Genomic DNA, 25153 nt, shown 5'->3' on the forward strand with positions numbered 1-25153 from the left:
GAAAGGCGTCGCTCGCGGCGCCTTTTTTATTGCCCCGGCGGCAATTCGCGCGAGCGGAATTCGAACAATTCGCGCAGGAAACCCGGCGCCAGCAGCGACAGCGGATTGACCAGGAATTGCGGCTGGTTGAGCGGACCGCGCACCGCGAAGGTGACGCCGACCAGCCCCTCGCCGCCGCGTCCGCCCAGCAGCGGGCCGAACAGCGGAATCTGGCTGAAGATATTGTTGAGGCCGAACAGCGGCACATAGGTGCCGGTCAGATCGTATTGGCGGCTTTCGGTATAGATGAAGCCGCGCAGCGTTCCGCCGACCGTATCGCCGGCGAGCACGGCATCGGTGACTTCCACGCGATCGCTGCGGCGGATGAAATCCACCTGCCCCGCCTTGAAGTCGAGGCGATTGCGGGCGGCGATGGCGGCGCGGGAATCGGAATGATTGCCGAGCACCTGAATGACATTGGCCTCATCGACAATGGCGAAATCGCGCAGGATGAGCTGGCCGGTTTCCTGGTCCCGGTTGCGGTCGGTGGTCATGATCAGGCTGCCCGATCCGCCGGCGAGCTGCGAATAGATGCCCAGCAGGCGCAGCACCGTGCCGGCATCGTTGAAGGCCATGACCAGCGAGCGGCCATTGGGGGCCGGATTGGTGGTGATGGAAATGGCGTTGCCCTCGCCGAATTGCGCCGAGAGCGCGGCGCGGCTGAGCTGGGTGCCGCGCAGGACCAGGTCGAGATCGACGTTGAAGGCCGTGGTCGCATAATAGCCCACGGCGCGGTCGAGCTCGACATCGAGCGCGATGGCGGCGTTGAACTGGGTATTTTGCAGGCCGCCACTGCCCTCGCCCAGGCTGAAAAAGCGGCCGAGGACCGGTTTGAGATCGAGTTGCCGGCCGCGAATGCGAACGGCATAGCCTCCTTCCATCGGCGTCAGGCTGACGCTGGCGCTGTCGCCGCTGCTGAGAGCGAATGTATCGAAGACGGCGGATACCAGGCCATCGGTGGCATGATAATCGAGCCTGCCATTGAGACGCACGGCGCCGAAGGCCAGCGCGATGTCGTCGAGATGAGTGACCTCGCCGTCGGGCCGGACGATGGCGCTCACGGTGCCGGGAGTGCCCCGGGCCTTGGCGATGCCGAGGTCGCGGATATTCAGCCCCGCCTCCGTGAGATCGACCGACATTTGCAGGGCGCCGTCGGCCAGCGGCTGCGCCATGAACCGCACCTGGCCGCTGAGAAATTGCGCGGCGTCGAAACCGAAGGCGGCAAGATCGGCCACGGCCATGGTGGAAGCCAGGCGGAAGACCGGCTCGCTCTCGGGCGTGCCCGCGACCGATATTTCCGCCGCCAGGCCATCGATCTCGGCAGTGCCGCCGAGCTGATAGCCGACCTGCGACGCCGAAAAGGCCAATTGGCCATTGCCGATGCGCCGCTCCTGGATGGGTTCGGTGCTGGCAAAATCGCTGATCGTGCCATTGGCGACGTAATCCACGTGCAGGGGCCTGCCGGTTTCCTCGTCGCCAAGCGCGAAGGTGGCGACCAGGTTGAGATCGATGCCGCCGGTGAGGCTTTCGAGGTCGACGGGCAGATCGAGTCCGGTCAGGGCCTCGGGCTGCTGTTCCTGCGCCAGATCGAGCAGCGCCGGAATGGGCGACCGCAGATCGCCGGAAATTTCGATAATGCTCTCGCCGGGGACGGAATTGTCCATCACCAGAGCCGGATTGGTCACCGCAATGGTGCCGGAAGCGGTGTCGATCGTGCCGCCGCCGCCGGCGACGGAAAGCGTCTCGTCATCGACGCGCAGCCGCGTGTCCCCGGCAATGACGATGGGCGGCATGGCGGGGACCGGCTTGACGGCGACGTCTTCCCCGACGATCGCGATCTGCATGCTGTCCTTGGGAATGGGCTTGGCCTCGCCCCCGAAACTCATGCTGCCGACCGGGAAATTGAAGGTCATATGGCCGCTCTTCACCCGCCCCGCCGTGACATTGGCCACGAACCAGTCGCGGCTTTCCTCGCCCATTATATAGGGCCAGAGCCGCTTGGAATCGTCGGCGCTGACCCCCTGCCCCGCCACCGTCATGCTCACGCCGAGGCCCTGTTGCAGCAGATCGAGCCGCCCGGCGGCCTCCACCACGCCATCGCCTTTTCGCACCACCAGCCGATCCACCCCCACCGCGCCATAGAGCGGCGCCGACCAGCCGGAAAACTCGACGCTGTCCAGAGGCGTTTCGGGGGCGTCCATATCGTTTGGATGGATGGAAACCTCGCGCGCCTTGAGCGCAATGCCGATAGTGGGGCCGAAATCGGGATCGAGCCCCATGGCGAAGGTGCCGGCGACCCGCGCCTTGCTCTGGCCGATCTGCACCGCCCCCTCGCTCAGCACGAAGCGGCCCTGGGCCGGCTGCCAGGACACATCGAGGATGGAACTGGCGACGGGGAAATAATCGTCGGCCAGGCGCAAATCGATGCCGGTCAGGTCGAGCTTGAAATCGCCGCCGGTCAGCTTGCCTTCGTCGGCGCTGAACGCGACATCGATGGAGATGGCGCCGGCCCCGCGCATGGCGGCGAGGCTGTCCCGGTCGTCGATGAACGGCAGGAAGGCGGAAAAATCGAGATTGGTGACATCGGCCTGCAAGCGCTTGGTGCCATCGTCGTCGACGGAACGTTCGATGCTGCCCACCACATTGCGGCCGCCGATCAGGGCGCTGAACCTGCCCTCGACCCGGGCTTCGAGGGGCACCGGGCCGATATCGAGCGAGAGATTGTCGAATTGCCGATAGAGACCATAAAGCGGATCGGCCATTTCGACCCGGCCATCCCGGATCATGAGACGAGAAAACCGCCCCTGTGCGGTCTGCTCGACCAGATCGGCAATGGCGACCTCGCTGGCTTCGAGATTGTAGATCAGCCAGTCATTGTCCGAACGCATGGGCGGCGCGCCCGACTGGAAGGCAATCCCCGAGGTCGAAATATCCACGGCGGGATAGGTATCGTCGCCTTCCAGCACCCGCAAAGTGGCCGGCGAGCCATCGGCGCCATGGGTGATCTCGAAACTGGTGGGCCGCGGTCCGTAAAGATCCTGGACGATCTGGATATGGGGGGCGACGATGGTGACGGTGGTGCCGGGCTGCCCGAACAGCGCCCGCGATGGCGAAAAGCCGATCTCCAGCGCCTCCATGGCCATGCGCGCGCCGGATTTGCGGTCGCGATATTCGACCGGCTCGAAACGCAGAACCGGCCAGATGCCCCGCTCCAGCGCCAGCGCCAGATCGCCCATGTGAAGTTCGGCGGTCGCGGGCAGAAAGGATTGCACCAGGCTGCGAATGGCCGGTCCGGTGAACGGCAGGCGGATGGGGGTGACGAGCAGCACGGCATAGAGCAGCAGCAGCAGCGCACAGGGAATGCCGATCAGCCAGACGGCGATCTTGGCAGCCCGCCGCGCGGGCGTCCGCCGCGGGGGGGCGGGCGGCGATTCCGTCTTGTCTGTCGAGATGGTCGCTTCGCTCACTTGTCGCCATGCCAAGAGGGCAGATTGAATCTGGCCCGCACAGAATCATCCGCACAGGGCGGTCCATTGTTCGATGATACCGGCTGGAATGTGGCGCCGACAGTCTCAACCGCGATTACCACCGGCTTGTCGGCAAAAAGCCGCGATTTCCCCAGTTCCTCTTATTTTCCCGGGCGCTTTTTACAAAAAGCACTATGAAGGAAACGCAAAAGGAGCGCATCGATGACCCATCTCAAGCCCGGCGATCCGGCACCCGATTTCGTCCTGCCGCGCGACGATGGCACCAGCGTCAGCACCGTTTCGCTCAGGGGCCGTCCGGCCGTGCTGTATTTTTATCCGCAGGACGATTCGGGCGGCTGCATCGATGAAAACCAGGAATTTTCCGCGCTGGCGCCGGACTTCGCGGCGCGCGGCGCCATGCTGGTGGGCGTGTCGCCCGACGATATCGAGAGCCACCGGAAATTCCGCGCCAAATATGGACTATCGGTGCCGCTCGGCGCCGACCCGGAACGCCGGACCATCGAAGCCTTCGGGCTATGGCAGATGAAAAAGCTCTATGGACGCGAATTCATGGGGCTGGTGCGCACCAGCTTCATCATCGATGAAGCGGGGCGGATCGCCAGAATTGTCCGGGCCACGCGGATCAAGGGGCATGCGGCGAAAATGCTGGCGGCGCTGGACGAGGTTCTGGCCGGACGCTAAGCATTTTGAGCTTTCTTAACCAAGCCGTTCCATAATCCGCTAACCATATTGGTGCGTGAGAGGGTGTTCGGTGCGTCAGTCAGCCAGTTTCGGGTTCCGGGACCGTCGGGACGCCCAGCCCATGCGCAAGGGGATACGCCCCGCCCTGTTCTACGGGATGTTCGCGCTGCTGCTGGGCGGCAATGCGATAACCGGCACGGCGCTGCTGATGGCTCCCGACATAGCCCGGTTGATGAGCGGGCAGAACGAGCTGGTGATGGCCGCCTATGAGGACCGGCTGGCGCAGATGCGGGTGGAAATCGACCGGCTGCATTCGCGCAGCTATGCGCAGGCCGGCGACATCAATCTGCAATTGCAGGAATTGTCGCAGCAACAGGACGTATTGCTCGAACAGCACCAATTGGTGCGGGCGCTGGTCGACAAGGCCGACCGGCTCGGCCTCGCCAATCTCGACATTTCCATGAGCGCGCCGGACGAGCTGGCGCCGGTCAGCACCGCCGATGGCAATCCCGACATCGCAGCGACGGCGCAGCATGTGGCGCGCATGATGGACGAAACGCAGCAGGCCATGACCGGCATTGCCGTGGCGGCCACGCAGCGCACCGACAGCATTGTCGGCGAACTGGGCAAGCTCGGCATCAGCCCGCACATGCCGGACGATGCCCTGGCCGGCATGGGTGGCCCATTGCTCGCCGCTTCCGGGAGCGTCGAAAGCACGGTGCTGATCGACGATGCCAATGCGGTGATGGATGCCCTGCTGCGCTACAAGGCGGCGCGCGACAGCCTGACCCTGGCGCCGGTGCATATGCCGATCAGCGGCAATTTCCGCCAGAGCTCGGGCTTCGGCAACCGCAAGGACCCGTTTACCGGCGGCCGGGCCTTTCATTCCGGCCTCGATTTCGCCGCCGCGACCGGCACCAGCGTGTTCAGCGCCGCCGATGGCGTGGTGAGCTTTGTCGGCGAGCGCTCCGGTTATGGCAAGGTGGTGGAGGTGAGCCATGGCAATGGCCTGCTCACCCGCTATGCCCATCTGAGCGCGCAATTGGCCCATCGCGGCCAGAAGGTCAGCACCGGCACCCCCATCGCCAAAGTGGGCTCGACCGGGCGCTCCACCGGCCCGCATCTGCATTTCGAGGTGCGGCGCGGCGACAATGCCCTCGACCCCAAGCCGTTTCTCGACGCGGGCAAACGGCTGCTGGCGATATTATAGCCGTCCATCCGGGAGTAGCGGAAGGCCGGGGCGTCAATCGTCCCCGGCCACATCCGTGGCGACGCCGACGCGCTGGGCCAGGGCCGCTTCCATGAACTCGTCGAGATCGCCATCCAGCACCAAGGAAGGCTGGCCGCTTTCGACGCCGGTGCGCAGGTCCTTGACCATCTGGTAGGGCTGCAACACGTAGGAGCGGATCTGGTGGCCCCAGCCGATATCGGTCTTGCTGGCCGCCTGGGCATTGGCCGCCTCTTCGCGCTTCTGCAATTCCAGCTCATAGAGCCGCGCCTTGAGCATGTTCATGGCCGTGGCGCGGTTCTTGTGCTGGCTGCGCTCCTGCTGGCAGGCGACGATGATGCCGCTGGGTATATGGGTGATGCGGATGGCCGAATCCGTCGTGTTGACGTGCTGGCCGCCGGCGCCCGAGGAGCGATAGGTGTCGACCTTGAGATCGGCTTCGCGGATGTCGATGTCGATGCTGTCATCGACCACCGGATAGACCCAGACGCTGGAAAAGCTGGTATGGCGGCGAGCGGCCGAATCGTAGGGGCTGATGCGCACCAGCCGGTGCACGCCGCTTTCGGTCTTCATCCAGCCATAGGCATTGTGGCCCTTGACCTGAATGGTCGCGGACTTGATGCCGGCTTCTTCGCCGTCGTGCATTTCCAGCACTTCGACCTTCATTTTCCGGCGTTCGGCCCAGCGGGTATACATGCGTAAGAGGATATTGGCCCAGTCCTGGCTCTCGGTGCCGCCGGCGCCGGAATGGATTTCGACGTAGCAATCATTGCCGTCGACCTCGCCGGAAAGCAGGGTTTCGATCTGGGTGCGGCGCGCCATCTGCTTGAGTTCGACCAGCGCGTTCTCGGCCTCGCGCACGACATCCTGATCGCCCTCGGCCTCGCCCAGTTCGATGAGCTCGACATTGTCGCCGATGCCCGTTTCCAGTTCGCGCACGGTCTTGACGGCCACGTCGAGCTCGTCGCGCTCGCGCATAATGGTGCGGGCCTTTTCCGGGTCGTTCCAGAATTCGGGAGATTCGGTTTGCGCGTTCAGCGCGTCAAGACGGAGTTGAGCTGTATCCCAGTCAAAGATGCCTCCTCAGCAGGGTCAGAACCTGCTCGATTTCGGCGACGGTCTTTTCGATTTCCGCGCGCATTGAACTTCCTTTCGTGTCGCGCACCGTTTAGCGGACGCGTTGGCGGGGATCAACCGATGGCGATGGAAATGATGGTGATCCCGGCGAGATTCGAACTCACGACCCCAGGATTAGGAATCCTGTGCTCTATCCTGCTGAGCTACGGGACCAGCCAGAGCCGACCTAGCAGCGCGAGCCGGGATTTTCAAGCAATTGCTCGCTGCCGGCAGCGGGCAATTTCGTCGTCATGCCGTTTCCCGCGGTGGGGCCAGACCGCCGAACTGGGCGGCGTGCAGATGGGCATAGGCGCCCTTGCGCGCCAGCAAGTCGTTATGCGGCCCCTGCTCGACAATGCCGGTCTCGTCCACCACCACGATGCGGTCGGCATGCTGGATGGTGGCCAGGCGGTGGGCGATGACCAGAGTGGTGCGGCCCCGGGACAATTCGGCCAGCGATTGCTGGATGGCCAGCTCGGTCGCCGTATCCAGCGCCGAGGTCGCCTCGTCGAGCACCAGGATCGGCGGGTTCTTGAGGAAGATGCGGGCAATGGCGACGCGCTGCTTCTGCCCGCCGGACAGCTTCACGCCGCGCTCGCCCACCATGGTGTCGAGCCCGTGCGGCAGGCGCTCGATGACATTTTCCAGCCGGGCCTGTCGGACGGCATGCATAATCTCCTCATCGCTGGCGCCAAGGCGTCCATAGGCGATGTTGTCACGCAGCGTCCCGCCAAACAGGAACACATCCTGCTGCACGATGCCGATCTGGCTGCGCAGGCTGGCCTGGGTCATGTCCCTGATATCGACATCGTCGATGGTGATCGAGCCGCCATCGATCTCGTAGAATCGCGGCAGCAGCGCGCATAGCGTGGTTTTGCCGGCCCCGGAAGGACCGACAATGGCCACGGTTTCACCCGGCGAGACCGACAGATTCAGCCCGTCGATGACCTTGCGGCCGCCCGGCTCATAGGCAAAGCTCACATCGCGGAACACGATATCGCCGCGCAGATGGTCGACCACCTTGGCGTCGGGCTTGTCGGCAATGTCCGGCGCCGTATCGATCAGCTGGATGAAGCGCGTGAAGCCGGCAATGCCCTTGGGATACATTTCCAGCACCGTGGTGATCTGATCGATCGGCTTCATGAAGACGTTGACCAGCAGCAGGAAGCTGACAAAGCCGCCATAGGACAATTCGCCCAGCGTCACCAGCCAGGCGCCGAACAGCATCACCGCCAATTGCACCAGCCGCGTGCTCAGGAAAGTGACGACATTGCTGGCCGTCATCAGCGCATAGGCCCGCAGCTTGGTGATGCGATAGGCGTCGTTATTGCCGGCGAAGAGCTGTTCTTCGTGATGCTCATTGGCAAAGGCCTTCACCACCCGCACACCGCCGATTGAATCCTCGACCCGAGTATTGAAATCCCCGACCCTTCCATAGAGCTCGCGCCAATTCTTGTTCATGCGCGCGCCATAGGTGCTGACCAGCCAGGTCATTACCGGCACCAGGACGACGGTGATCGTCGCCAATTGCCAATTGGTCAGAAACATCAGCACGAAGGCGCCGAGAAAGGTCATCACCGCCAGGAACAGATCTTCCGGCCCGTGGTGGGCGACTTCGCCAATGTCTTCGAGCCCCTTGGTGACATGGGTGATCAAATGCCCGGTCTTCTGATTGTCGAAGAAGCGGAAGCTCAGCTTTTGCAGATGGCCGAAGACCTGCCGGCGCATGTCGGTTTCGATATGGATGCCGAGCATATGGCCGAAATAATTGACGACACCGCGCAGAATTGCGGTGAGGCAATAGATCACCAGCAGCACGATGCTGGTGAGGACGATGAGCCCGAAATCGTTCTGCGGCAGCAGGGTATCGATGAAATAGGCCACTGCCAGCGGGAAGGCCAGTTCCAGCAGGCCGGCCACGATCGCACTGCCGAAGTCGAGGGCGAACAGCCCCTTATAGGGCGCGTAATAGGAGAAAAAGCGTTTGAGCATGCGGCGTGATTACTCCCGGGCGGGGCGGAAGGCAATGCCGCCGATCCGCCCGGCTCCGGCAAAAGAGCAGAACCCTCGCGTCAGGCGCGAGGGTGACGAGCGGTACGAGGGTGACGAGGGTGACGAGGGTGACGAGGGTAGTTTTGGGACACCTCGTTTTACCACCGCGTCATTCCCGCGACAGCGGGAACCTCTGTTAAAACCGAGGCCCCCGCTGTCGCGGGGGTGACACCGAGACAAATGCAATAGCCACCCTCTCAAGGGAGGGGGGAGCGCGCAGGAACCGCCGAACCTGTCGCCGCAGCAAGCTGCCAATATATTCACCCCGTCAGAACGGGATATCGTCGTCCATGCCGCCCGGCTCGAAGGCCGGCGCATTGGCCGAGGGCCGCCGCGCGCCGCCGCCGGCATTGTCGCGCACGCCGCGGAAGCCGCCATCGTCATTGCCGCGATAGCCGCCGCCCTCGCCCTCGCCACGGCTATCGAGCAGCACCATGGAGGAATTGAAGTTCTGCAGCACAACTTCGGTGGAATATTTGTCCTGGCCCGACTGGTCCTGCCATTTGCGGGTCTGCAACTGGCCTTCAAGATAGACCTTGGAGCCCTTCCTCAAATATTGCTCGGCAACCCGCGCCAGTCCTTCCGAGAAGATCACCACCCGGTGCCATTCGGTCTTTTCGCGCTGTTCGCCGCTATTGCGGTCGCGCCAGCGCTCGGAGGTCGCCACGCTGAGATTGACCACCTTGCCGCCGCTCGGCAGGCTCCGCACTTCCGGGTCATTGCCCAGATTGCCCACCAGAATGACCTTGTTCACGCTGCCAGCCATGGCGCTTTCCTTCCAATTCAGCCCCGGCCTGCCCGGTCGCGGGGCGCTTTTCCATCTGTTGCAGGTCAGAAAAGGCCCGGCGCGCCTGCCCGCTCATGGCGCGTTATAAACCTTTCCGCCAGGCGGCACCGGTAAATTCGCCGCCTTCCACAACCTTTCCGCGCCGCCTGTCGGCAGCGGAAAGTCCGTTTGTTCTATTTATGTTCTCAATGCGCCCATTGTCAATATCCCGCCCATGTCCATGAGCAGATCCGGGCCGGCCGCAAACCCGCCCCCTCGGGCGTTCTCCTGACATCTCCTGTCAGCAGGTCCGCCTAGACCCGGCTTGACCGAATCCCCTTTGTTCTGGTTACGTTCACCAAAGTCACGCATCTGGCATGCCGACTTGCGGGCAAGGGTGCGAAGTCCTATTTCTTGGCCTTCGCCCGCCTCTTCCCGCCGGCGCGACACCAACTGGACCGACAATGACCGACAAGCCGAGCCTGAACCGCGAAATCATCGTGCGCGGTGCCCGCGAGCACAATCTCAAGGGCATCGACGTCAAGCTGCCGCGCGACAGCCTGATCGTGATGACGGGGCTTTCCGGCTCGGGCAAGTCGTCTCTCGCCTTCGACACCATCTATGCCGAAGGCCAGCGCCGCTATGTGGAATCGCTCTCCGCCTATGCCCGCCAGTTTCTGGAAATGATGCAGAAGCCCGATGTCGAGCATATCGAGGGCCTGTCGCCGGCCATTTCCATCGAGCAGAAGACCACTTCGCGCAATCCGCGCTCCACCGTCGGCACCGTCACCGAAATCTACGACTATCTGCGCCTGCTCTATGCCCGGGTCGGCATTCCCTATTCGCCCGCCACCGGCCTGCCCATCGAAAGCCAGACCGTCAGCCAGATGGTGGATCGCACCCTCGACCTGCCCGAAGGCACGCGCCTTTACCTGCTCGCCCCCATCGCCCGCGGCCGCAAGGGCGAGTTCAAGAAGGAATTGGCCGGCCTGATGCGCCAGGGCTTCCAGCGGGTCAAGATCGATGGCGAATATCACGAGATCGAGGACGCTCCCGCTCTCGACAAGAAATACAAGCACGACATCGAGGTGGTGGTCGATCGCCTCGTCGTCGGCCCCGACATTTCCGGCCGGCTGGCCGAGAGTTTCGAAACGGCCCTGAAGCTGGCCGAGGGCATCGCGCTGATCGAATTCGCCGATGAAAAGAACGAGGACGGCACCGCCCGCCAGATCACCTTCTCGGAAAAATTCGCCTGCCCGGTCTCCGGCTTCACCATTGCCGAAATCGAGCCGCGCCTGTTCTCGTTCAACAATCCCTTCGGCGCCTGCCCCGTCTGCGATGGCCTGGGCACCGAGCAGAAGATCGACCCGGACCAGATCGTCCCCGACCCGACCCTGTCGCTGCGCGACGGCGCCATCCTGCCCTGGTCCAGGACCAGCGCCCCCTATTACCAGCAGACGCTGCAAGCCGTGGTGAAGCATTTCGGTGCCTCCACCGGCACCGCCTGGAACGAGCTGCCCTTCGACGTCCAGCATGCCGTGCTCTACGGCACCGACAAGACCAAGATCGATTTCGTCTATGACGATGGCCTGCGCCAGTACAAGACCTCGAAAGCCTTCGAAGGCGTCATCGGCAACCTTGAGCGCCGCTACCGGGAAACCGAAAGCGCCGGCATGCGCGAAGAGATCGAAAAATACATGTCGGCCAAGCCCTGCATGGCCTGCGGCGGCTATCGCCTCAAGCCGGAATCCCTCGCCGTCAAGATCGATGGCCTGCATGTCGGCCAGGTCACCGACATGTCGATCCGCAATGCCTCGCAATGGTTCGTCGCGCTGTCCGACAAGCTGTCGCCCACCCAGAGCCAGATCGGCGAGCGCATCCTCAAGGAAATTCGCGAGCGTCTGAACTTCCTCAACGATGTGGGCCTCGAATATCTTTCCCTGTCGCGCAATTCCGGCACCCTGTCGGGCGGCGAAAGCCAGCGCATCCGCCTTGCCAGCCAGATCGGTTCCGGCCTGACCGGCGTGCTCTATGTGCTCGACGAACCTTCTATCGGCCTGCATCAGCGCGACAATGCCCGGCTGCTCGAAACCCTGCAGCGCCTCCGCGATCTCGGCAATACCGTCATCGTCGTCGAACACGATGAAGACGCGATCCTCACCGCCGATTACGTCCTCGATATCGGCCCGGGCGCCGGCGTCAATGGCGGCAATATCGTCGCTCAGGGCACGCCGCAGGACATCCTCAACCATCCGGATTCGCTGACCGGCAAATACCTGTCCGGCCGCATGGGCATTCCCCTGCCGGTCGAGCGCCGCGAAGGCAAGAAGGGCAAGGCCCTGTCGATCCAGGGCGCCACCGGCAACAATCTCAAGAATGTCTCGGTCGACGTGCCGCTGGGCCTGTTCGTCGCCATTACCGGCGTGTCCGGCGGCGGCAAGTCGACGCTGATGATCGACACCATGTACCGGGCCATCGCCCGGCGTCTCAACGGCGCCCGCGTCGTCCCCTCCCCCCATGAAGCACTGACCGGGCTCGAATTCCTCGACAAGGTCATCGATATCGACCAATCGCCCATCGGCCGTACGCCACGCTCGAATCCGGCCACCTATACCGGCGCCTTCACCCCGCTGCGCGAATGGTTCGCCGGCCTGCCGGAGGCGAAAACCCGCGGCTACGGCCCCGGCCGCTTCTCCTTCAACGTCAAGGGCGGCCGCTGCGAGAAATGCCAGGGCGACGGCGTCCTCAAGATCGAGATGCACTTCCTGCCCGATGTCTACGTCACCTGCGACGTCTGCAAGGGCAAGCGCTACAATCGCGAAACGCTGGAAGTGCAGTTCAAGGGCAAGTCGATCTCCGACGTGCTCGACATGACCATCGACGAGGGCGTCGAATTCTTCTCCGCCGTCCCCACCATCCGCGACAAGTTCGCGACGCTTCAGCGCGTCGGTCTCGGCTATGTCAAGGTTGGCCAGCCCGCGACCACGCTTTCAGGCGGCGAGGCCCAGCGCGTCAAGCTCAGCAAGGAATTGAGCAAGCGCGCCACCGGGCGCACGCTCTACATGCTCGACGAACCGACCACGGGCCTGCATTTCCACGACGTGGCCAAACTCCTCGAAGTGCTGCACGAACTGGTCGATGGCGGCAATACCGTCATCGTCATCGAGCATAATCTCGAAGTCATCAAGACCGCCGACTGGATCGTCGACCTCGGCCCCGAAGGCGGCGATGGCGGCGGCGAGATCGTCGCCATCGGCACCCCCGAAGAGGTCGCCGCCAATCCCCGCTCCCATACCGGCCATTTCCTCAAGGAAATCATGGAACGCCGGCCTCATTTCGGCACCAGGGCGGCGGAATAGGGTCGAAGCCCCCACCGGATCGTCCCGAGGGCCTGACCCGAGATGGTCGGCCTCAGGATGAGGTCTATCGAAACAGCGCGGCCCTTTCGTCCCCTCTTCCGCAAGGGGAGAGGGAATTCCGCGTTCGGAACGCCTCCGATGACCGCCATTCGCGCATAGCGCTCCTGGCTTTATCATCTAAAAAATGGCTCCGCCGGAGCCATTTGCCCTATGGGCCGGCTCGCCCCTAAATCAGCCCCATCCGCGCCAGTTCCGCCGCCAGCTCCGCCGAGTTCTCGTTGTCATTGCTGTCCATATCCGGCGGCGCGTCTTCGGGCCGCAGGTAGCGCCAGCCCTGGAAGGGCCGCTTCGGATAGGGCACCGTGCGCACAATGTCCGGCGCCATGATGATGTCGCAATAATGCTTGCCTTCGGCATTGGTATAGGGCGCCAGCCGCAGGATACGCTGCCGGCAACTGATCGTGCCCGACATCACCCAGTAGATCGAGGACAGATTCTCCATTTCCGCGCGCTTTTTGGGCATCATGCGGGTGCGGTGCACATGCACGTCCTCGCCGTAATCGGCATCCCACCAATGGGCGCGCTCGTCGCGATAGCTCTCCAGCTCCTCCACGCTGGCCACGCCGACGCACAGCTTCACCATATGGATCATGCCAGCGTCCCCGGCGCGATCCGGCCCTGGATCACGTCGATCTCGTCATCGTCCACGATCCAGGGCTCGTGCAGCGCCAAGCTCAGCCAGTCCTGGAAGGCCGGCAGCGCATAGATCGCCTCGACATAGCGCCCCGCCAGATCGGAGACCGGCAGGTCATAGGTGCGCAGCCGCGTCGCCAGCGGCGCGAACATGGCGTCGGCGGCCGAAAACCCGCCAAACAGAAACGGCCCGCCCGAGCGCTCCAGCAGGTCGCCCCACAGCGCCTCGACCCGGTGCAGGTCCCGCCGAACCGAATCCAGATCGACCTTGCCCGGATGCGATGCCCGCAAATTCATCGGCGCGTGCTGGCGCAGCGCCGGAAACCCGGCATGCATTTCCGCCGCCGCCGCCCGGGCCAATGCGCGATCCCGGCTGGCCGACGGCCAGATCGCCTTGTCGGGAAAACGCTCCGCCAGATATTCGATGATGGCGATGGTCTCGGGCACCGCCAGATCGCCATCGATCAGGACCGGCACCTTGCCGGTGGGCGAGCGCGCTGCGATCTTCTCGCGCCAGTCCGGCCCGGAAAGCTGGAAGACCTCATCCTCGAACGGAATTTCGAAATGCCGCATCACCAGCCAGGGACGGAGCGACCAGGTCGAGTAATTGCGATTTCCGATCAAGAGCTTCATCGAATATCCTCACCTTCAAGACGAAGGGCGCCCAGTGGCCGGGCGCCCTTGCCGTAATCTTCTGAGTGAATAACTCCAGCGCCTTTCTAGACGCCAGCTACTACGGAGAAAACCAGCCCCATCGAGAAGAGGCATACCAGCGCCCAGCTCACGGTTCGCAGAACATTGGTCTTCGGTTGACTGCGCATAGATCGCTCCTTGTCAGTCGTCCACTCCGGCCCACCAGGAGCCGGTAGTGAATCGTTAACCGCCCGCTAAATGGGATGCAAGCGACCAAACTGCAACACTCCACAATCATATTCAGTTCGTTTTTTCGCCTCAAAACAGCCCGAACCACAGGCCGGCAATGCCCAGAAAGGCAAAGAAACCAACCACATCGGTTATGGTGGTCACGAAGACCGCCGAGGCGATTGCCGGGTCGGCCTTGAGCCGGTCGAGCGTCAACGGCACCAGAATTCCGAACGTGCCGGCCACGATCATGTTGATCACCATGGCCAGGCCGATCACCACCCCCAGCTCGACATTGCTGTAGCGCAGCGCCGTGACGAGGCCGAGCAGAATGGCGAAGATGACGCCGTTGACGAAGCCGACGACCATTTCGCGGCGAATGAGCCGCTTCAGGCGCCCGCCATCCAGTTCGCGCATGGCCAGCGCCCGCACGGTCACCGTCATGGTCTGCGCCCCGGCATTACCCCCCATGGACGCCGCGATGGGCATCAGCACCGCCAGGGCCACCATCTGCTCGATCGTGGCGTTGAACAGCCCGATCACGAAGGACACCAGCACCGCCGCCACCAGGTTGATCCCCAGCCAGGGCGCCCGGCTCCGCACCGTGTCGATCGTGGTGTCGGACACGTCCTCGTCGCCGACGCCGGCCAGCAGCTTGATGTCCTCGTCGGCCTCTTCGTGGATCACGTCGACGATATCGTCGATGGTCAGCACCCCGACCAGCCGGCCATTGTCGTCGACGACGCCGACCTCCACCAGGTCGTAGCGCTCGAAGCTGCGCGCCGCCTCTTCTTGGTCTTCCTCGGCCCGCACCAGCACCTGGCCGGTATGCATGATGGCGTCGATCTTGGTCACGCGCCTGGCCCGCAGGAATTTGTCCAGCGGCAGCGTGCCCAGCACCTTATAGGCCGCGTCCACCACATAGATCTGGTAGAATTCGTCCGGCAGGTCCTGTTCGGCGCGCAGATAATCGATGGTCTGCCCCACCGTCCAGAAGGGCGGAATGGCGATGAAATCGGTCTGCATCCGCCGCCCGGCGGAATCCTCGGGAAAATCTAGGCTGCGCTTCAGCGCCAGCCGCTCGAAAGCCGGCAGGGCCGAGAGAATCTCGTCCTGATCTTCCTTTTCCAGGTCTTCGAGCAGATAGACCGCATCGTCATTGTCGAGCTCGGCCACGCCGCGGGCGATCGCGGCATTGGGCAGCGAATCCATAATCTCGACGCGGATGCTCTCATCCACCTCGGTCAGGGCCGAGAAGTCGAAGCGCTCGCCCAGCATGCGCACCAGCGCCAGCCGCTCGTCGGCTTCGAGCTGTTCCAGCACGTCGCCGGTATCGGCGCTGTGCAGCGGCTCGGTGACCAGCGCCACGTCCTCGCTGCGGCCGGCCGCGATAAAGGCCCGCAGCCGCTCCAGCCAGAGCGGGCTGATCCGGCCCTCCGCATCGCGGAAGACATCGGTGTCGATCCCGGTTTCGAGGCCGGGCGCCATGTCGAATTCTTCGCTCATCGGGAGCCCTTTCGTGTCCTGATTGTTTCAGGGGCAGGGACAAGCATGTAGCCAATCGGCCGCCATTGCGCCAGTGTGGCGGCACCGGTTTTTCGTCGCTAAGCGGAGATGTCACGCAAATGACGGCCAATGCCAATCTGAAATCCGGCTTCACCCGCCTGCACGGGCTCGCCAGCGCCCGGGGCCTGCGCGGGCTGACGCAATCCACCAGCGATGGGGCGCCGGCGCTCGCTGTCGCCGACAATGTTTTCGTCCATATGCTCGACGCCGATATAGCGGTGCTGCAATGCCCCGTGGATCAGAAAGTTCTGCTGATGGAAATTTCGCCCGGCATCTATTTCGAGACCGAGCCCTATATCGGCAAGGACGCCATGCTGATCCGGCTCGACCGCATCGATGACGAGGAATTGTCGCTGCGCCTGCACGACGCCTGGGAGTTCAAGGCCCCGGACCGGCTGAAACAGGGACGCGACTAGCCGGCCTGCCGGCCTCAGCCACCGGCCAGGAGCTTGAAGGCGATGGCCCACATCACCAGGCCGATCGCCACTTCAAGAATGCGCCACGACATGGGCCGGGCGAAAATCGGCCGCAGCCAGGCGGCGCCATAGCCCAGCGAAAAGAAGAACAGGAACGAGCCCGTCACCGCCCCGGCGGCGAACAGCGCTTCCTGCCCCGGAAACTGCGTGGAAATGGTGCCCAGCAACACCACCGTGTCGAGATAGACATGCGGGTTGAGCCAGGTGAAGGCCAGGCAGGCCAGCAAGGTGCTGGTCAGCGACGTCATCTCGCCGTTGGCGCTCACCGCCAGCGCCGCGCGCGACCGCAGCGCCGCCAGGAAGCTCCGCGCCCCGTACCAGATGAGGAAAGCGGCGCCGCCAAAGCGCATGACCGGGTCCAGCCAGGGCAGCCATGCCGTGATCTGCCCCAGCCCCACGACCCCCAGCACGATGAGCAAGGCATCCGACAGCGCGCAGGCCAGCGACACCGCGAAGACATGCTCGCCCTTCAGCCCCTGGCGCAACACGAAGGCATTCTGCGCCCCGATCGCGACGATCAGGCCCAGCCCGGTGGTGAGGCCAATAAGGTAAACCGAAAAATCCATGGGAACAGCAGCCTCCCAGACACCAAAAAGCCGCGCAACTCGTCAGAGTCGCATGGCTTTTGAAATCATGGTGCGGTCGAGAAGAAACGCTGATCAGAGCGCTTAACCGTTGATTTTACAGGACTTTTTACAGCCGCGTTGATGGGTTTTGTAGCGGCGTTTGTAGCGATGGTCAAGGGCAACAGCGCCGCTAATTACCACCACCCACCGCGCTGCTTCCTACGAACCCTGTTCAGTGCCTTGTCAAGTTGCTTCGGCCAGCCTGAAGGAACGGCTTCGATTGTCAGAAAGTAGCTACTTTTCGCAGTCGGATTGTCGTCTGGAATAGACCTTAAGAACTGGCTTAGTGTCTCCAACTGCGACACCGCGTATGAAGTCAGTACCGCCATGCAGGCGATAAGTTCTTCATAACCATCCGGTGCGCGAGCAAGGGATGCCTCCTCTGCAACCGCAAGCATTTGATCAGAACAACGCCCAAAAAGCTTTACGGTGTCCACTATTCTCCTTGCGTCGCCCGGTTGACCTGAGGGACCGAACGCCTCAACCAACTCTGCCAATACTCTGTTGAGCGTATCTGTCAGTTGCACAAATTCAGCCATTACTCCTTGCGCCCATTCAACGCACTCATCCTCAGACAAGCGGCGATATGGGCCAGCAACGAGACCCTTCTGTAAGTGCCGAGCATGTGCGAGTGAACTTTTGAGGCGGTGATCGAGTAATTCCGCCGCAAAGAAGCACTCCCAGAATTTTGGGCGTTCACGAAGTAGTTGCTGACAAAACGCAGGTACGCCCGCGAAATCAGTCCTCTGCTGCTCCATCATCTTTAGCAGCACGAGGTCTCCCGCCTTGCCTAACTCACGTAGATTTCGGTCCTCATGATGCTGTCGCCATAGAAGCAGCATATCGGCCGGAAACCGCGCGCTGTCCTTATCTACAAGGCCATGACAATCGCGGCACAACCAAATTGCATTCGAGATTGTTGCCCGCTCAGTGTCGGTCATCTCTGAGCGATAGCGAGCACTATTGGGTCGCGCGCCAAAGATATGCGCGGCCTCACCTATGTTCGTAACTTTTCTGTCGTCGGCATTCGGTCCGACTGTGAGCTTGCGACACTCAGGATTTGAGCAAAGGAGCGCCGCGCGCTTCGACAATGTATCTATAACGCCTGAACTGAATGCTGGCCCGCCACTAACCATCGTCTTCCCCTCTAAGATGACAAGCATCCTTCGTGTAGAAGGCAGCTAAACATGCATAAGCAAACGAGCAATCCAAATCGTAACTATCCGCACATGCCTCGCTTGAATTGCTCCCGCACTGCCCCCTAAAACACTCTGGGGGACTTTTCATGTTTCGACGCCAGTACATTCTCAAAGCCGCGCTCACTTGCGCCTTCATTGCATTTCTCACGCCCACGGCCCACGCTGACTTCGCCAGCAGCCAACGCTGGTTCAATAGTATGGACGAGGAAGACCGGAGCCTGCTGCAATCAGACCTGATGCTGCTTGGCCATTACAATGCCCTCGCTGACAGCACATTCGGCAACTTCACCTATCGCGCCATTCAAGCCTTCCAATCCTCGATTGGCCAAAGCCCCACAGGCGTCCTTACGCAGCGCCAAGAGGACTTGTTGCGGGATAGCTCAACGGCGCTCTATCACGAGCTTGGCTTCGACATCGTGGAAGATGCACGTGGGCGTATGGCTATGCTGCTGCCCCAGAAATTGCTGCCATCGGTTAGCGAGACCAGACGCGGCACAGCATACACCAGCGCGGACGGCTCAATCCGGCTGGAAACGATCAGAAAGCCATTTGCGGATGAGAGTTATGAGAGCCTTTATCGCTCTCTAGCTGCGACTAGCGCGACCCGGAAGGTCAGCTACAAGGTGCTGAACTCGGATAAATTCGTGGTCTCAGGCACCCGCGAAGACAAGCTCTTTTACATCCTCATCAATAATACTCCCGGCGAAAGCGCTGGCTTCTCAGTTGAGTGGGAACGGTCCAACAATCAGGTCGGCGCGATGGTCGCCACCTTCATGGCGTCCTACTCCTATCCCCTCGCCTTTGCTCAGCCAGATAGCAGCGCGACCGTAGCAACTCACCAGCCTGAGGTGACGCCACAGCCTGCGCCTCAAGCCTCCCCACCGGCAACTCCCCCTGCTCCGCAAAGCTCATCTGGAACGGGTTTCTTCGTTGCCGAAAAGGGCGTCCTTGTTACCAACCACCATGTCATCGACGGCTGCTCAGCTATCGATGTGGTGGGCTACGGCCCTGCCCGCTTGATCACAAGTGACGAAGACGTTGACCTTGCCGTCCTTCAGCTCCGCACAGCCAAAGCTCATCCGGTGGCAGAGATACGCGCCGAAGCGGCTCAACTTGGCGAAAGCGTGGTGGCCCTCGGCTTCCCTCTGGCAGACATACTCAATTCATCGCTGAATATGGGCACCGGCATCGTGTCTTCCGAAACCGGTTTCTTCGGTGATGAGACACGCTTCACCACCAATGTGGGCATCCAGCCGGGAAACAGTGGTGGTCCCATTCTAGACGAGTATGGACGGGTACTCGGCGTTGCCGTTTCAAAGATCAATGATGAGGCCCTGCTGGCAGCCATGGGCACCACCGCCCCGAATGTGGGCTTCGCAATCAAGGGAGAAGTGGTTGCTGACTACCTCAGCCTGTTCCGTCTCCCCGAGCCGTCTGCTGAGCCTGAGAAACCGCTAAGCGCTAGGGAATTGGCTGAGTTGGGCAGGAACTTCACCGTGCAAATCACTTGCGACATCGCGCAAAGCGCCACTTCAGCACCGCCTGCGCAGAGCCCCGTGGCCACCAACTCTTTCTCGCCAGCATTGCCATCCGGCTATCGGTGGGTGGTGCTGGTCAGCTCCAGCTCAATAGCAGGACTGCCTAATCTTTCCCGCGCTGTCTATCCGGCCACTACCCGCATTGTGCTGTCCGAAAGCGGTAGCTTTGGGTTGGTCGTAGGACCGTTCACAGAGGGCTTCGCGGAGACGCTTCTGGACGACTGGAAGCGTAACTCAACGGTTCCCGGTGATGCCTATCTCAGCTCAGGAAACCGCTTCATCGCCTTCGCAGACGGGCTCTGATCATTTGCCTAAAGAACCTCCATCGATCTCGTTCTCGTACGGCGCAGTTGAACGCCACATACGCCGAAGCCACCCCGGATGCCCTGACTTCGCAATAGCCTACATGGCTCAGGAAGTCTCCCAGAGGAAATGGGAAGGCGTCTCTTTAGGCCGCGCTGTGGGTATCACTATGGATGGCATCTTGCGCCACCGCATGACGGACTATGACACGCTGCTGCTCACAGGCATGGACAGGAAGGACGCCCGAAAGCGCGTCCAGCCGAAGGTTCAGGCGCTGCTTGAGGTCTGGGCTAAGCCACCCAGAAAGGTAGAACAGGAAAGCTGCTAGGGCATCAGAGCAATTCATGACAATAGTGGCGTTTTCCACTGCCTGGGCTACCAACAAATGACGCACATACGCTAGCATCATGCAAAAATAGCAAACAGACAAACTAGGATGGGAAAACAGGCGTGATGGATCAAGGGAGAAACATGCTGTCAATCGGCACCGAACTTTGACCCCTTATCGGCGCCCAATATTGACCCCCTTATTGGATGGCTGTGGAGCGGGGCGGATGGCAGAGCTGGTCAGGGTTGCGGCGCTATCCGGCCCGCGGGGGCAGGATGTCAGATACGGTTTTTGAAGCGCCAGCTGTCGTTGCCGGTTTCGACGATATCGCAGTGATGGGTGAGCCGGTCGAGCAGCGCCGTGGTCATCTTGGCGTCGCCGAAGACGGACGGCCATTCCCCGAAGGTGAGGTTGGTGGTGACGATGACCGAGGTCTGCTCGTAGAGGCGGCTGATCAGGTGGAACAGCAACTGGCCTCCTGACTGGGCGAAGGGCAGATAGCCCAGTTCATCGAGCACGACGACGTCCTTGCGGCCCATATAGTCGGCCAGGCGCCCCTGCCGACCGGCGCGGGTCTCTGCCTCGAGCCGGTTGACCAGATCGACGACGTTGAAGAAGCGGCCTCGCGCGCCGTTGCGGATGCAGGCCCGGGCAATGGCGATCGCCAGATGGGTCTTGCCAGTTCCGGTACCACCGACCAGCACCAGGTTACGCTGCATGGCCAGGAAGTTGCCGGCGGCCAGATCGCGCACCAGGGTCTCGTTGATGCCAGTGCCTTCGAAGGTGAAGTCGTCGATGTCCTTGGCCAGGGGCAGCTTGGCGATGGTCATCTGGTACTTGATCGAGCGGGCCTGCTTCTCGGCGATCTCGGAGGTGAGCAGGTCCGAGACGATGCGAGCGGGCTGATGCTCGCGTTTGATCGCCGTGGCGATGATCTCGTCATAGGCGCTCTTCATGCCATAGAGCTTGAGCGTGTTCATGGTGGTCAGGATCTCGGAGCGTTCCATCATATTGCCCTCCTCAGGCTGTCGTAGCGGGAACAGTCGGCCATGGGCTCGACGCGGAGCCGGAGGGCCTGTGGGGTATTGAGGATGGTGACCGGGCTGCGGGGTTCGCGCTGCCGGGCCAGGATGTTGAGCACGATATCGGCGGAGCAGACCCCTTCACGCAGCGCCTCGGCACAGGCCGCCTCGACCGCCGGCAAGCCATCGCTGAGCACGGCGGTCAGGATGGTGACCATCTGCCGGCCCCCATCGGTTGCCGAGCCCAACCGGCGCCGGATCTTCTCGATGCTGGCCGGCAGCACCCAGTCCTTGAAGGGCGCGCCATTGCGCCAGGCGCCGGGCTTGCGCGCCAGCACCGGCACGTAATGCCAGGGGTCATAGACGGTCTGGTCGCGACCGAAGATGCGGGGATGTTCACCCACTGGCCTGCCGTCCTGACGCAGCTCGATCCGATCGGCATAGGCCCGGATCTCGACCGGTCGCCCCACCGCACTGGCCATCACCGAGTACTTGTTGTTATCGAACCGAACCAGGCAGGTCTTGGAGACCGAGGCCGTCACCGCATGGAAGCCGTCGAACCGGCCGGCATAAGGCACCAGACTGCCGCGCTCTGCCTCGAAGGCTTCCCAGATGGTCTGGTCGCGGAACTCGGGATGGCGATGCGCCCGGGCATAGGCAATGGTCTTGTCCAGCAGCAGGGCATTGAGCTCGTCATAGCTGCTCACGCGCAGGCGGGGCGTGAAGAAGCGCTCCCGCACCAGCCCGACCTGGTTCTCGACCTGGCCCTTCTCCCAACCTGAGGCGGGTGTGCAGGCCACAGGGTCGATCAGATAATGCCCGCACATCTGCAGGAACCGGCGATTGTAGACTCGATCCTTGCCCACCAGGATCGTATCGACCGCCGTCTTCATGTTGTCGTAGATGCCGCGCGTGCAGGTGCCCTTGAAGAAGGCGAAGGCCCGATCATGAGCGTCGAACACCATCTCCTGGGTCTCGCGTGGATAGGCCCGCACGAACAGCATCCGGCTATGGCAGAGCCGGACATGGGCGACCTTGACCGTCACCGTGGTGCCGTTGATCAGCACCACGTCGTGGCTCCAGTCGAACTGGTAGGCCTCGCCCGGCGCAAAGCTCAGCGGCACGAAGGCGGATGCAACCGTAGCGGAGCGATCCTGATCCCAGTTCCGGGCATAGCGACGAACTGCATCGTAGCTGCCCGAATAGCCCAGTCCCGTGAGTTCCTCGAACACCCGGATCAGCGTCAGCCGCTCACGCGCAGCCTTCCCTTCATTGGCCAGCAATAGCTTATCCAGATCCCCCTGCCACGGACCGATCCGGGGCAGCGGCTGCTTCTCACGCTCATAGGAAAAGCTCGTCTCACCCGACCGGATGATCTTGCGCACCGTGTTGCGCGCAACATGCAACTCCCGCTCAATCTGCTTGATGGACTTGCCCTGCACAAAATATGCCCGACGAACCCGTGCAATCGTATCCACGCACTTCATCCCCCAACCGCCTATCCCAAACCAAAGGACGGACAGTCTGCCTAAAACACAAAATGGGGGGTCAATATTGGACGCCGATTACCCCCGGTAAGGGGTCAAATTTGCATGCCGAAACACACCGTTGCCGGTAGGACGAATGGTGATGTCTTCCAAGTGTAGCTGCTGACCATTCAGGTAACGAGGCTGGTTTGCCATTACCTCGCTCAATGCCAGATCGACGGCCATTGAGAACTGGCCGGGGTCGCCCACACCGATGCCGGCCACAGAGACCATGTAGCCGTTAATGTTGATATGGGTGCTGGCGTATTGCTCTACCGCCGCCTCAAATGCGGCGTTCCCGACCTGACCGCCGACCGCCGCATAGTAGCGCATGGTGTCGCTAATCTCGGAAAGGGCCTGGGAGGCATTCATTGGCTCATGCGCACCCCAGCCCAGAAAGCCGCCAACCTTGACCCGGCCAAGCGCTTCTTCGGCCTGCTTGGTGGTCATGTTGACCATGGGATGGGAGGCCGGGCCGTTCATCAGGGCTTGGTTCGCCTGACGCACGGCCTGATAATTGTCCATGCCCAGCTTTTTGCCCTGCACAACGAGGTCGAAGAACCGTCTGTCATCCGCACTGGAGAAGTAGGTGTTTAGGAGCAGAGGACTCTTCATGTAGAGCTGCTCAAACACCCCGATGCCAGCTTCCAGCGCTGGCGGTAGCACCACTTCACCGCTCTCCAAGAACTGCTTGAGGTTCGATGGGGTGGCCTGTGAAACGCCTGTGGCAAAGACCTGAGCCCATCGGGGATTGGCGACACCGGCAGTGGCGAAGAGCTTTACCTCCAGATCTAGAATGGCCTCGGGGTCGGCATTGGTCGCTTCCCCCTGTTCCTTCACATATGCCGCAAGGTCTTTGCCTAGCTGGTCCTGTTGCTGCTTGGCGGTCAGGGTCTCCGTCCCCTCCCCATTGGCATTGGGGACTTCAATATCTTGAATAAACCCGCTTTCGCCTGTCTGAACACGGCTCAGATTTGAGCTGTGAACTACCGCCCGTACCTGCTCGGCATGGAGCGCCATCGCGGCCTTCTGGTTCGCTTCAGCGATATTGGCCTGAGCCCGCTGCCGGGCATTCTCAGATCGGATAAGCAAATCAGCTTGAGCGCGACCGTCCAGCATGTTCGGGTGTTCCGCCACGTACTGGTCCATCTGTTCTTTAGTGAGGTTACCGTTGCCCGCCTGAATATTCAGGTCAGCATAGGAGCCGATGCTCTGCTCCAGAACCTGCTCACCATGGGCGCTCTTGGCCCGCTCGATGATGCCAGCCGTCTTCACCGAATACTGTGGCGACGTGGCCAGCGAAGACATGTTCCCGAAATCGTCTTCACGCTGATGACTGAGCAGCGCGTTGACCAGCTCCCAATCACCGTCATTGGCGAGGGCACTGATGACATTGATCATCAGCTCGTCCTGCTCGCCACGGCTCAGGCGCAGGAACTCTTCCTGACCTTCGTAGCGGGCATAAAGCTCCTTGGCGATCTCTTCGGGGTGCTTGCCCTCCGCGCTGAGCGTCTGCGCCTGACCTAGGAAGACGCCAAAGACATTCGCCCTGGCCTCGTCCATGGTTCGCGCCGATTGCACTTCGGTGTGCTTGGCCGCTCCCGTGGCCTCATAGTTGCCCATGAGGGGGAGGTAGCCAGCCTCGAAGTGCTTGTCGTCAAAGGCCGTGAGGTCTTCGTTGGCCGCGTTCCGAACGTAGCTTGAGAAGTCGATCTCATGCCGGTTCGGGTCGGTGGCGTACTGGGCACTCAGCTCGTTCATGCGGTTATAGGCGGTGCGTTCGCCCATCACCTTCATAAAGGCAGCCTTAAACCACGGGTTGGCCATCTCCGGCATACCGCTGTCTACGGCAGCCCGGGCCTCGTCATAGGACATGCCACCGATGCGGCGCATGGCGCGGTCCTCAGCATCCTTCCGTTCGCGCGCGGCCTCGTCATTGAGGAAGCCGCCGATGACCGGGTTGATTTCGCCCAGGGCGCGCGCAAGCTGGAGGAAGGAATTGTCCTGAGAAGGGGCTTGAGGACGGCTATAGGTGTCCACCGGGCGGGCTGTGGGCCGGAGCCCAGGCATGCGGATGTCAGAGGCCGAGGGGCTGTCCACGCGAGCGGAGTTGCGGCGACCGGCACGAGGGCGGTCACCCATGGGCCGAAGCCCGGTTACACGGTTGATGGTCATGGCGATGATTTCCAAAAGTGAAAAGGGCCACCCGAAGGCAGCCCATGAGGTTCTTGCAAGATTGACCTCCGCGTTTTTTGAATTTGCGAGAGGTCTAGGGTGAGGGGTAAT

Annotated in this window: 19 protein-coding genes and 1 tRNA gene; 7 read left to right on the forward strand and 13 right to left on the reverse strand. The window is 62.1% G+C overall.

The features are described from left to right. Window positions 1-26: 26 nt before the first annotated feature. Window positions 27-3506: an AsmA-like C-terminal domain-containing protein gene (locus tag O9Z70_RS08050; protein WP_286018307.1), complete on the reverse strand. Its 3480-nt coding sequence runs from the start codon at window positions 3504-3506 to the stop codon at window positions 27-29. A 24-nt stretch (window positions 3507-3530) separates the two neighbouring features. Here O9Z70_RS08050 and O9Z70_RS08055 point away from each other — a divergent pair, with 24 nt between their 5' ends. The 3 genes from O9Z70_RS08055 to O9Z70_RS08065 all read left to right on the forward strand — a co-directional run bounded on the left by O9Z70_RS08055 (window position 3531) and on the right by O9Z70_RS08065 (window position 5418). Continuing rightward, window positions 3531-3704, forward strand: a complete 174-nt coding sequence (locus O9Z70_RS08055) for a hypothetical protein (RefSeq protein WP_286018308.1) — start codon at window positions 3531-3533, stop codon at window positions 3702-3704. A gap of 24 nt (window positions 3705-3728) precedes the next feature. Further along, complete coding sequence (locus O9Z70_RS08060; RefSeq protein ID WP_286018309.1) at window positions 3729-4208, forward strand: peroxiredoxin; 480 nt, start codon at window positions 3729-3731, stop codon at window positions 4206-4208. 121 nt (window positions 4209-4329) lie between these two features. Further along, window positions 4330-5418: a M23 family metallopeptidase gene (locus O9Z70_RS08065; RefSeq protein WP_286018310.1), complete on the forward strand. Its 1089-nt coding sequence runs from the start codon at window positions 4330-4332 to the stop codon at window positions 5416-5418. 33 nt (window positions 5419-5451) lie between these two features. Here the strand turns inward: O9Z70_RS08065 and prfB are convergent. The 4 genes from prfB to ssb form a co-directional block, all read right to left on the reverse strand. Continuing rightward, a protein-coding gene (gene prfB, locus O9Z70_RS08070; RefSeq protein WP_286018311.1) for a peptide chain release factor 2 occupies window positions 5452-6577 on the reverse strand; the annotation gives its coding sequence in 2 pieces (ribosomal slippage) (window positions 5452-6507 and window positions 6509-6577; 1125 coding nt in all). 72 nt (window positions 6578-6649) lie between these two features. Further along, window positions 6650-6726 (reverse strand) — tRNA-Arg (locus O9Z70_RS08075). Window positions 6727-6801: 75 nt separating this feature from the next. Next, window positions 6802-8544 (reverse strand): ABC transporter ATP-binding protein, encoded by a 1743-nt coding sequence (locus O9Z70_RS08080; RefSeq protein WP_286018312.1) that lies wholly within the window; start codon window positions 8542-8544, stop codon window positions 6802-6804. Window positions 8545-8872: 328 nt separating this feature from the next. Then, entirely contained in the window at window positions 8873-9370 is a 498-nt protein-coding gene (ssb, locus tag O9Z70_RS08085) for a single-stranded DNA-binding protein (protein WP_286018313.1), read from the reverse strand. A gap of 464 nt (window positions 9371-9834) precedes the next feature. Here ssb and uvrA point away from each other — a divergent pair, with 464 nt between their 5' ends. Continuing rightward, window positions 9835-12729, forward strand: coding sequence for an excinuclease ABC subunit UvrA (uvrA, locus tag O9Z70_RS08090; protein WP_286018314.1), 2895 nt, complete (start codon window positions 9835-9837; stop codon window positions 12727-12729). A 226-nt stretch (window positions 12730-12955) separates the two neighbouring features. On the opposite strand, the gene O9Z70_RS08095 is transcribed toward uvrA, so the two are convergent. The 3 genes from O9Z70_RS08095 to mgtE form a co-directional block, all read right to left on the reverse strand. Next, the gene (locus O9Z70_RS08095) at window positions 12956-13381 is read right to left on the reverse strand and encodes a DUF1489 family protein (protein WP_286018315.1); all 426 of its coding nucleotides are present in this window, start codon (window positions 13379-13381) and stop codon (window positions 12956-12958) included. After that, complete coding sequence (locus O9Z70_RS08100) at window positions 13378-14055, reverse strand: glutathione S-transferase family protein (RefSeq protein WP_286018316.1); 678 nt, start codon at window positions 14053-14055, stop codon at window positions 13378-13380. Before O9Z70_RS08100 ends, O9Z70_RS08095 begins: the two co-directional genes overlap by 4 nt. A 318-nt stretch (window positions 14056-14373) precedes the next feature. Next, a complete protein-coding gene (gene mgtE / locus O9Z70_RS08105) occupies window positions 14374-15789 on the reverse strand; it encodes a magnesium transporter (protein WP_286018317.1) in 1416 nt (471 codons plus the stop codon). Between the two features lie 119 nt (window positions 15790-15908). Between mgtE and O9Z70_RS08110 the strand changes: the two genes are divergently transcribed. Continuing rightward, on the forward strand, window positions 15909-16265 hold the full coding sequence (locus O9Z70_RS08110; protein WP_286018318.1) for a hypothetical protein: 357 nt from the start codon (window positions 15909-15911) through the stop codon (window positions 16263-16265). Between the two features lie 14 nt (window positions 16266-16279). On the opposite strand, the gene O9Z70_RS08115 is transcribed toward O9Z70_RS08110, so the two are convergent. Together O9Z70_RS08115 and O9Z70_RS08120 are read right to left on the reverse strand one after the other, a co-directional pair. After that, the gene (locus O9Z70_RS08115) at window positions 16280-16891 is read right to left on the reverse strand and encodes a LysE/ArgO family amino acid transporter (protein WP_286018319.1); all 612 of its coding nucleotides are present in this window, start codon (window positions 16889-16891) and stop codon (window positions 16280-16282) included. 194 nt (window positions 16892-17085) lie between these two features. Continuing rightward, a complete protein-coding gene (locus O9Z70_RS08120) occupies window positions 17086-17892 on the reverse strand; it encodes a hypothetical protein (RefSeq protein ID WP_286018320.1) in 807 nt (268 codons plus the stop codon). A 344-nt stretch (window positions 17893-18236) separates the two neighbouring features. On the opposite strand from O9Z70_RS08120, the gene O9Z70_RS08125 reads away from it, so the two are divergent. Both O9Z70_RS08125 and O9Z70_RS16330 read left to right on the forward strand, forming a co-directional pair. Then, window positions 18237-19991: a serine protease gene (locus O9Z70_RS08125; RefSeq protein WP_286018321.1), complete on the forward strand. Its 1755-nt coding sequence runs from the start codon at window positions 18237-18239 to the stop codon at window positions 19989-19991. A 103-nt stretch (window positions 19992-20094) separates the two neighbouring features. Beyond that, window positions 20095-20319, forward strand: a complete 225-nt coding sequence (locus tag O9Z70_RS16330) for a DUF2293 domain-containing protein (protein WP_502870115.1) — start codon at window positions 20095-20097, stop codon at window positions 20317-20319. Window positions 20320-20597: 278 nt separating this feature from the next. Here O9Z70_RS16330 and istB read toward each other — a convergent pair whose 3' ends face one another. The 3 genes from istB to O9Z70_RS08145 form a co-directional block, all read right to left on the reverse strand. Beyond that, a complete protein-coding gene (istB, locus tag O9Z70_RS08135; RefSeq protein WP_286021956.1) occupies window positions 20598-21326 on the reverse strand; it encodes an IS21-like element helper ATPase IstB in 729 nt (242 codons plus the stop codon). Then, a complete protein-coding gene (gene istA / locus O9Z70_RS08140; protein WP_286018323.1) occupies window positions 21326-22828 on the reverse strand; it encodes an IS21 family transposase in 1503 nt (500 codons plus the stop codon). Before istA ends, istB begins: the two co-directional genes overlap by 1 nt. 78 nt (window positions 22829-22906) lie before the next feature. Further along, window positions 22907-25042 (reverse strand): hypothetical protein, encoded by a 2136-nt coding sequence (locus O9Z70_RS08145; protein ID WP_286018324.1) that lies wholly within the window; start codon window positions 25040-25042, stop codon window positions 22907-22909. Window positions 25043-25153 lie beyond the last annotated feature (111 nt).

Source organism: Devosia sp. YIM 151766, assembly GCF_030285925.1.
GTDB lineage: Bacteria > Pseudomonadota > Alphaproteobacteria > Rhizobiales > Devosiaceae > Devosia.

Bases quoted from the DNA above. Each gene is read 5' to 3' on its own strand.
- O9Z70_RS08060 (WP_286018309.1), top strand. From the start codon at position 3,729: ATGACCCATCTCAAGCCCGGCGATCCGGCACCCGATTTCGTCCTGCCG.
- O9Z70_RS08065 (WP_286018310.1), top strand. From the start codon at position 4,330: ATGCGCAAGGGGATACGCCCCGCCCTGTTCTACGGGATGTTCGCGCTG.
- O9Z70_RS08080 (WP_286018312.1), bottom strand. From the start codon at position 8,544: ATGCTCAAACGCTTTTTCTCCTATTACGCGCCCTATAAGGGGCTGTTC.
- ssb (WP_286018313.1), bottom strand. From the start codon at position 9,370: ATGGCTGGCAGCGTGAACAAGGTCATTCTGGTGGGCAATCTGGGCAAT.
- uvrA (WP_286018314.1), top strand. From the start codon at position 9,835: ATGACCGACAAGCCGAGCCTGAACCGCGAAATCATCGTGCGCGGTGCC.
- O9Z70_RS08095 (WP_286018315.1), bottom strand. From the start codon at position 13,381: ATGATCCATATGGTGAAGCTGTGCGTCGGCGTGGCCAGCGTGGAGGAG.
- O9Z70_RS08100 (WP_286018316.1), bottom strand. From the start codon at position 14,055: ATGAAGCTCTTGATCGGAAATCGCAATTACTCGACCTGGTCGCTCCGT.
- mgtE (WP_286018317.1), bottom strand. From the start codon at position 15,789: ATGAGCGAAGAATTCGACATGGCGCCCGGCCTCGAAACCGGGATCGAC.
- O9Z70_RS08110 (WP_286018318.1), top strand. From the start codon at position 15,909: ATGACGGCCAATGCCAATCTGAAATCCGGCTTCACCCGCCTGCACGGG.
- O9Z70_RS08115 (WP_286018319.1), bottom strand. From the start codon at position 16,891: ATGGATTTTTCGGTTTACCTTATTGGCCTCACCACCGGGCTGGGCCTG.
- O9Z70_RS08120 (WP_286018320.1), bottom strand. From the start codon at position 17,892: ATGACCGACACTGAGCGGGCAACAATCTCGAATGCAATTTGGTTGTGC.
- O9Z70_RS08125 (WP_286018321.1), top strand. From the start codon at position 18,237: ATGTTTCGACGCCAGTACATTCTCAAAGCCGCGCTCACTTGCGCCTTC.
- O9Z70_RS16330 (WP_502870115.1), top strand. From the start codon at position 20,095: ATGGCTCAGGAAGTCTCCCAGAGGAAATGGGAAGGCGTCTCTTTAGGC.
- istB (WP_286021956.1), bottom strand. From the start codon at position 21,326: ATGGAACGCTCCGAGATCCTGACCACCATGAACACGCTCAAGCTCTAT.
- istA (WP_286018323.1), bottom strand. From the start codon at position 22,828: ATGAAGTGCGTGGATACGATTGCACGGGTTCGTCGGGCATATTTTGTG.
- O9Z70_RS08145 (WP_286018324.1), bottom strand. From the start codon at position 25,042: ATGACCATCAACCGTGTAACCGGGCTTCGGCCCATGGGTGACCGCCCT.